Annotated in this window: 3 protein-coding genes and 1 pseudogene; all 4 read right to left on the bottom strand. The window is 43.6% G+C overall.

The features are described 5' to 3' along the window. Nucleotides 1-94 precede the first annotated feature (94 nt). Nucleotides 95-343 (bottom strand): annotated as a pseudogene (locus HMPREF0999_RS21475) (hypothetical protein); the annotation flags it as partial. A 126-nt stretch (nucleotides 344-469) separates the two neighbouring features. After that, nucleotides 470-2,011 (bottom strand): RagB/SusD family nutrient uptake outer membrane protein, encoded by a 1,542-nt coding sequence (locus tag HMPREF0999_RS21470; RefSeq protein ID WP_009276901.1) that lies wholly within the window; start codon nucleotides 2,009-2,011, stop codon nucleotides 470-472. 14 nt (nucleotides 2,012-2,025) lie between these two features. After that, nucleotides 2,026-5,190: a SusC/RagA family TonB-linked outer membrane protein gene (locus HMPREF0999_RS21465; RefSeq protein WP_009276900.1), complete on the bottom strand. Its 3,165-nt coding sequence runs from the start codon at nucleotides 5,188-5,190 to the stop codon at nucleotides 2,026-2,028. A gap of 237 nt (nucleotides 5,191-5,427) precedes the next feature. Then, nucleotides 5,428-6,606, bottom strand: coding sequence for an IS4 family transposase (locus tag HMPREF0999_RS21460; RefSeq protein WP_229036892.1), 1,179 nt, complete (start codon nucleotides 6,604-6,606; stop codon nucleotides 5,428-5,430). Nucleotides 6,607-6,886 lie beyond the last annotated feature (280 nt).

Below are 6,886 nucleotides of genomic sequence, written 5' to 3'. Positions count from 1 at the left end.
TCGAAGATATGGTGATTCTTATTGCTTGTGGATTACACAACTTCAGAGTCAGTCACAAAATGAGTCATATAACAATTTAATCTATATAATGTCTATTATAGTCCGTGATGTCTCCAATCGGCATATAGGCGTATATAAAGGTTAACGCCTCCCTCTCTTCGGGAGTCATTTGATCGTTAAATACTGCGAAAAGGTCTCCGTTAGGCAGGGCGGCCTGTTTCGCTTGGAAATCGTTCTCAACCTCAGCTCGGTAAGCGGTGTCGGTGATAAAATGTTGTTGGTTGTTACAGCTCGTCCATACGAGTAATGTAAACAACAGTGCGAATAGATGTTTTTTGTTCATAAAGCGGATATGTATATTCGACAAAAGTAGTTATTCTACATATAATATGAAATTTATCTAAAAAAACCGGAAGGATTCATATCCGACCGGTTTTTCTTTTACTTGCGGTTTGTCCATTCGAAAGGATCAATATCCATTGTTTTGAACAAGAGCTCCTTTAGAAAGGTCGATTTCAGTTAGAGGAATAGCCCATAGATAATCCCTATTCGGATTAAAGTTCCTTTGCTCTATGAATACGTGCTTTCCGTCTACTAATTTCCCGTATACAGGCTTCTTCACGTCAGCCTCTGTTGTTTTCCAGCTGCGTGAGTCAAACAGGTGGATTCCTTCGAACGTGAACTCCAAACGTCTTTCCAAGCGGATAGCCTCACGCATTTGCTCTTTGCTTAATCCATCCGGGAGGGGAGGAAGCTCTACACTGGGGCGTTGGCGAACCTGGTTGATTGCGGCATATACTGATTTGTCAGGCCCTTTTAGCTCATTCTGAGCCTCGGCGTATGTTAATAGGATATCGGCATAACGGATGTAAATGAAATTTGTCCAGCCATACTCATTGTTGCCGTCATTTTTGGGGTTGACATATTTTCGCATGCTATAGCCCGTGCGAGTAGCGTTTCCGTTACCCATGCCATTTGAATCGTATGTTTTCCCTGCCAATTCCTGTCCATCCCAAAGGATCGAGTACGCTAGGCGAGGATCGCGGTTCTCGAAAGGTTTCGCCGGATCATAAAGTTTGGATTCCTTAATGGATTTCCCATCTACGCAAGGATAAGCGTCTATTAGGTCTTGCGTTGGTGACAAGGCTTCCCATCCACCCATCATTAGGGGACCGAAGTATTGGTCGATCAAGCTTCCGATCGTAGAGTTATATGCGTTTTGTACATATTGGCGGTCAAAGATGACTTCCTTGTTATTCTCATACTCCGGTAAGAACAGGTTCTCGTAATTCTCGAATAATCCGTAAACCCCAAGATCCATAACCTCCTTGGCAGCTTTAGCGGCGGTTTCGTATTTATGGAAATAAATGCTCATTTTGGCTTTTAGCGCTAATGCGGCTCCTTTGGTAGCACGCCCTATCTCGCTGGACTCGGTCCGTTTTTCTGGCAGTACTTCCGCTGCTTTGTCCAGCTCCTTTACGATAAACTCATACACTTCCTCTTCCGTGTTACGTGCTGGGATAGGTTCGTTTAGCTCAAGTGCATGTGTCAAGATAGGCACGCCGCCGAAATATTTCACCAACGTTGAATAGAAGAAGGCTCGTAAAAAAGTAATCTCTCCCGTAAGGATGGTTTTCTTGCCTTCGTCCATTTCCACCTGTTCGATGTTTGCCATGTAGACCTCGCATCGGCAGATACCGTCGTAGGCCCTCTGCCATACTTGTTTGAAGTGAGGGTTGGAGGCAGTCGCTGTTCCTGCGGATAACTGTCCTTGTTCGGCACCTACGTGTACCGGTACGGCGTTATCCGTATAGCAATCGGTCATGATGATATGGTTTTCCGGGGCGATTAGATATCGGTAAGTCCCCGTTGTGTATTGAGTTGCGTCTTGGGCATCTTTCCAGAAAGAGACATCAGACAATTGATCTTTCGGGGCACGATCCAGAAAACCGTCATTACAGCTAGTTCCCGCTAATAATACGAGTGATACTAAATAATATTTAAGTTTCATAATTGCTTAATTTTTTAGAATGATAGATTAACACCAAATGAATAGTTCCTTGTTAAAGGATAATAGCTACCTCCGCGGCTCAGCTCTGTGGAAGCTTGATTGTTGAAGTCGTAGGCCGCTTCGGGGTCTGCCCCGTCAAATCCTGTGATCGTGAATAAGTTGTCCGCGCTGAAATAGAAGCGTAAGCGACTGATTCCCGAGTTTGCCAATAACTTAGACGGAATGGTGTAGCCAATCTGTAGGTTTCTCATCTTTACGTATGCTGCGTTTTGCATCCAGAATGTTGATGTCTGCCAGTTCTTATTCGAATTTCTCATAGACAAGCGAGGATATGTGGCATCCGGGTTCTCCGGAGTCCAACGGTCCAAATGGGCTTCTGTTACTTTGCCTCCATTATAGAATGCCCTGCTGATCTCGGCCTTTACGATTCCATCTACCATCCCCGCTCCTTGCAGCAATGTGGAGAAATCGAAATTCTTATAATTAAATCCTAGGTTTAACCCAAAGTTCAATTTCGGGAAATAGTTACCAAGTGACTTACGATCTTTCTCATCGATGACCTTATCGCCGTTCAAGTCGGCGTATTTCAAGTCTCCGGGTACCGGAGTTCCCATGACTTGCTTGGGATGAGCGTCAATCTCGGCTTGATTTTGGAAAATACCCTCGCAAACATATCCATAGATATTATTGATCGGATCTCCAACGGAACGTCCCGGTATATCACCACCACTTAGATCTGTGATCTCATTGTGTACGTAACTTATGTTGAATGTCGCGTGATAATTGAAATCACGGATATTGTTGTTGTGCCTAAGAGACAACTCGACACCTGTATTCCTTACTTTACCTGCGTTTTGCATAGGAGCGTCAACACCTACAATCTCAGGGATCGGCAGGCTCAGTAAGATGTCACTTGTGTTTTTCAAGAAGAAGTCACCCGTGAATGAGAGCTTGCCATTCAAGAAATCCGCGTCAACACCCACATCGACTTGACTGGTAGTTTCCCATGTTATATTCTTGTTGGCCATTGTCGGCGTGATAGAGATTCCCGGGGTTAACACGTTATTATAGCTATAGTCATAGCCAAACGCATAGGTGTTATAAAATGCGTAATTGCCGATCTCTTGGTTTCCTAACTGTCCCCAAGAGGCGCGTAGTTTTAGGTTATCTACCCAAGAGGCTTTGAAGAAATCCTCTTCCGAGATTCTCCAGCCGGCCGAGAAAGAGGGGAAAGCTCCGAATCGGCTGTTTTTAGGGAATCTGGAAGTTCCGTCATAACGGATGTTGCCCTCCAGTAAGTACCGATCGTCGAACGAGTAATTAATACGTCCGAAGGCCGATCGGAGCGCATATTCCACCAAGTTACCTTGAGTCTCCTGCGTAGTCACGTTTCCGGCGTTGATCTCTCCTAAGCTGTTGCTGGAAGGCAGGTCTTTACGTAAAGCCGATACATATCGATATTGGTTATATAGTTGAGAGTATCCGGCTAAAGCCTTGATGCCATGCTTTCCAAAAGTCTTCTCGTAATTCAAGTAGGCTTGCAGATTGATTTCCAGCATCTTCTTGTCATAGTTTTGCGCCATGTTCCGAGTTGTCTTGATCGGGTTCTTGGAATCTGCGCTATAGAAATTGATACTTCTGGAGAAGACATGTTGATCCAATAAGTTGAATATCGCTCCGGCATTACCGCGAAGGGTCAGCCCTTCGATAATCTTATATACGAAAGATGCGCTTCCTTGGAAGTTGTTGTTGTATATTCGGCTTAAACCTCCTTCTCTAGCGGTAGCCACGGAGTTATGCTCATTCTTGAAAAGCCCGTATTGTCCGTTTTGGAATTGAATCGGTGTTACTGGTGTCTCGCGGAACGCGTAGTGTATGATATTGGAAGCTCCATCCCCTGTCCTGCCCAAATTGGAAATACCTATCGCGGGTTCTGCTTGGCGATCCCGATAGGCAGCCATGTTCAAAGAGAAGTCGAGACGGTCGTTGACCTTTGCGTCAAGGTTGGCTCGAACGTTAAACTTATTGTAATTCATGTTCGGTATCAAACCTTTTTTATCGTGGAAACCAAAGGATACAGAATAACGGATCGCCTCAGAACCTCCCGTTACATTTAGATGATGATTATGAAACAACCCGTTTTCGCTTAGTAGGGTTCCCAGCCAATCGCTATTGGCAAAATGGTCGGGATCGCTTCCATCTTGGAACTTTTTCAGGGCTGTTTCGTCATAAGGCTTAGGCATATTGTCATTCGCATATGCCTCATTTAATAGTGTCGCATATCCGTACGAGTCCAAGTACTTGGGAAGACGGGTAGCGGATTGCCAGCCAACGTATCCGTTATAGGAGACGTTGGTCTTGCCTGCGGCTCCCTTCTTGGTCGTTACCAAGATTACGCCATTTGCGGCACGCACACCGTAGATAGACGAGGCCGCTGCGTCTTTCAATATAGAGATGTCTTGTATATCATTGGGGTCTACGCTGTTTAGGCTCGACTCTACCCCGTCTATGATAACCATAGCCTCGGCCTTTCCAAGAGTTCCCACGCCACGTACGCGTAAAGAACCGGCGTCAGCGCCCGGCTGTCCTGTATTCTGGATGATCGTTACGCCGGAAACTTGTCCGGTCATCATATTCACCGCATTGGAGGTTGTTCGGTTCTCCATCATGTCAGCCTTGATATTACTGATAGCACCGGTCAGGTTCACTTTCTTTTGTGTTCCATAGCCGACTACTACCACCTCATCTAAGTTTTGTGTGTCTTCTGTCAATTGAATGTTTAATACAGATTGACTGGCTATTTGAATCTTCTTTTCGATATATCCGATATAAGAAATTCGTAAGGTCGCTCTGGTATTTACTTCCAGCACGAATTTCCCGTCGAAATCTGTGATCGTTCCATTAGTCGTTCCATCTTCTACCACATTGGCGCCGATGATCGGTATTCCGCTGGAGTCTGTGATCGTTCCGCTTACCCGTTTTGTTTGTTGCTGGATAAGCGTGCCAGCCTTCATCCGGCTGTTGGAAGAGATAGCGGCTTTTGCCGCAAGATCGTTTGGGAAAGCAACTCCAGTACACAAGAAAAGGCAAAGACATAGTGTAGCTTTTTTTTTGTGTGTCTGTTTGTCAGCAGAGTTCCTGCTGTCGTCTTTAGGCAATAGAAACAATGTTTGTTTCATGACTTTTAGTTTTTTATATTAATAATGTTTCAAAGAGTTAACAAAGATGACTTCTTGTGTTTTTTGTAATGTTTTTCCGTATTTGGAAATTTCTTTTCCATATATGGAATTCCTGTTCATTTTCCAAAGGAAAAATAGATGAATTTATTACTGGGATGTTGTATGTTTTGTTAATAAATGTTTTTTTGTTTTATAACATATTGTATGCGGCCACGGTAATGTTTTTATCCGGATCCACTACTGTCCAAAGAAATTTTCCCATAAGGTCAACTGACCATCATCGGAGTCATTCTGAGGACGTTTGGGTTTAACAAATAGTTCACCTAAAGGTTTCCTTTCAAAGAGGACTTTACCAATGGCAGCGGATAATATATAAAGATTTTGATCAATATGATATACTTTCTTAGCAATGGCAAGCAGCAGATAATCGCATATGGCAATCCAAATCTGCGAGAATACAGCATTTTGGCTCGTTCCGTAGAACGACTTGATATGCAGTCGCTGTTTGACCCATTTGAAGAAACATTCCACTTGCCAGCGCTCTCTATAGAGTTCCGCTATAGTCAGGTAGGAATGAGTGAAATCGTTGCTCAGAAATCTATAAATGTTTCCGGTAGCATAATCCTCATAAATAACCATGCGGAGTGTGTCTGGATACCATTGGGAGGTTTTCTGTCCAGTAAGCCTAATAGTGGAATCACTCACAACTCCAGTCTGCTTGTCTACGGGGCGTTCCTCCAGCACTTCATATTTCATATTATCCTTGGCTCTTGTTACAAAGAACGCTTGCTGACGATGAGAGTGATTAAACAACTGCTTGAAATCGATGTAGCCTTTGTCCATGAGATAATAGCTTCCTGGTTCTACAGGAATCAAACTCATTGTTTTAGAGTCATGGATGGCAGCCTCTGTCAGATAGATGAATGTTGGTATGGAACCACGCAGATCCAACAGCGTATGCATCTTTACACCGCCTTTGTCATGATGCAGACGAGCCCATGGACAAAGCTGAAGGCACAACTTGATAGTGCTGCTATCAAAGGCGTACACGATACCGTCCACGTCAAGACGGGAAGGCTCATTTTGGTACAGTTCTCTTGCCCAAGCAATCAGAATCTGACCGAAATCATGATATATACGCCAATCCTTGGTCTCATTGATATGGGCCAAAGTGGAACGTTGGATATACTTTATTCCGCTCGAATAGAGTTTGGAAGAGAGTGCAACCAGCGTTGCATCAATGCTGCGGAGACTAACTTGGTCAGTGAACTGCGCAAAGCTCATCACCATAAACTGGTCTCTGCATTTGAACTCGATGGCATGTCTATTGCCATTGTATCTCTTTACGCACTTGTCGAATTCATATCTTGGTATGAGCGACATGATCTGAGCGAATATGGTCTTTCCTTGATTCATGATTTCGGTCTCTTGCAATACAATTTGCAAAAGAACAAAATCAAATCTCGAAAAAATCAAATTTGTATAACTAATTGAATATAGCCAATTTAAACCATGTCCAAGATTTTTTCTTTGGACAGTAGTGATCCGGATCGTTTTTTTTTCTGTAGAAAGTTGTCGAACTTTGTGTTTTTAATTATCATTAGACATTATATAGATTAAATTGTTATATGACTCATTTTGTGACTGACTCTGAAGTTGTGTAATCCACAAGCAATAAGAATCACCATATCTTCGA

Source organism: Parabacteroides sp. D25 (assembly GCF_000307475.1).
GTDB classification, from domain to species: Bacteria; Bacteroidota; Bacteroidia; order Bacteroidales; family Tannerellaceae; genus Parabacteroides; species Parabacteroides distasonis.
This window is presented reverse-complemented; position numbering and strand designations above follow the sequence as displayed.

Bases quoted from the DNA above. Each gene is read 5' to 3' on its own strand.
- HMPREF0999_RS21460 (WP_229036892.1), bottom strand. From the start codon at position 6,606: ATGAATCAAGGAAAGACCATATTCGCTCAGATCATGTCGCTCATACCA.
- HMPREF0999_RS21470 (WP_009276901.1), bottom strand. From the start codon at position 2,011: ATGAAACTTAAATATTATTTAGTATCACTCGTATTATTAGCGGGAACT.
- HMPREF0999_RS21465 (WP_009276900.1), bottom strand. From the start codon at position 5,190: ATGAAACAAACATTGTTTCTATTGCCTAAAGACGACAGCAGGAACTCT.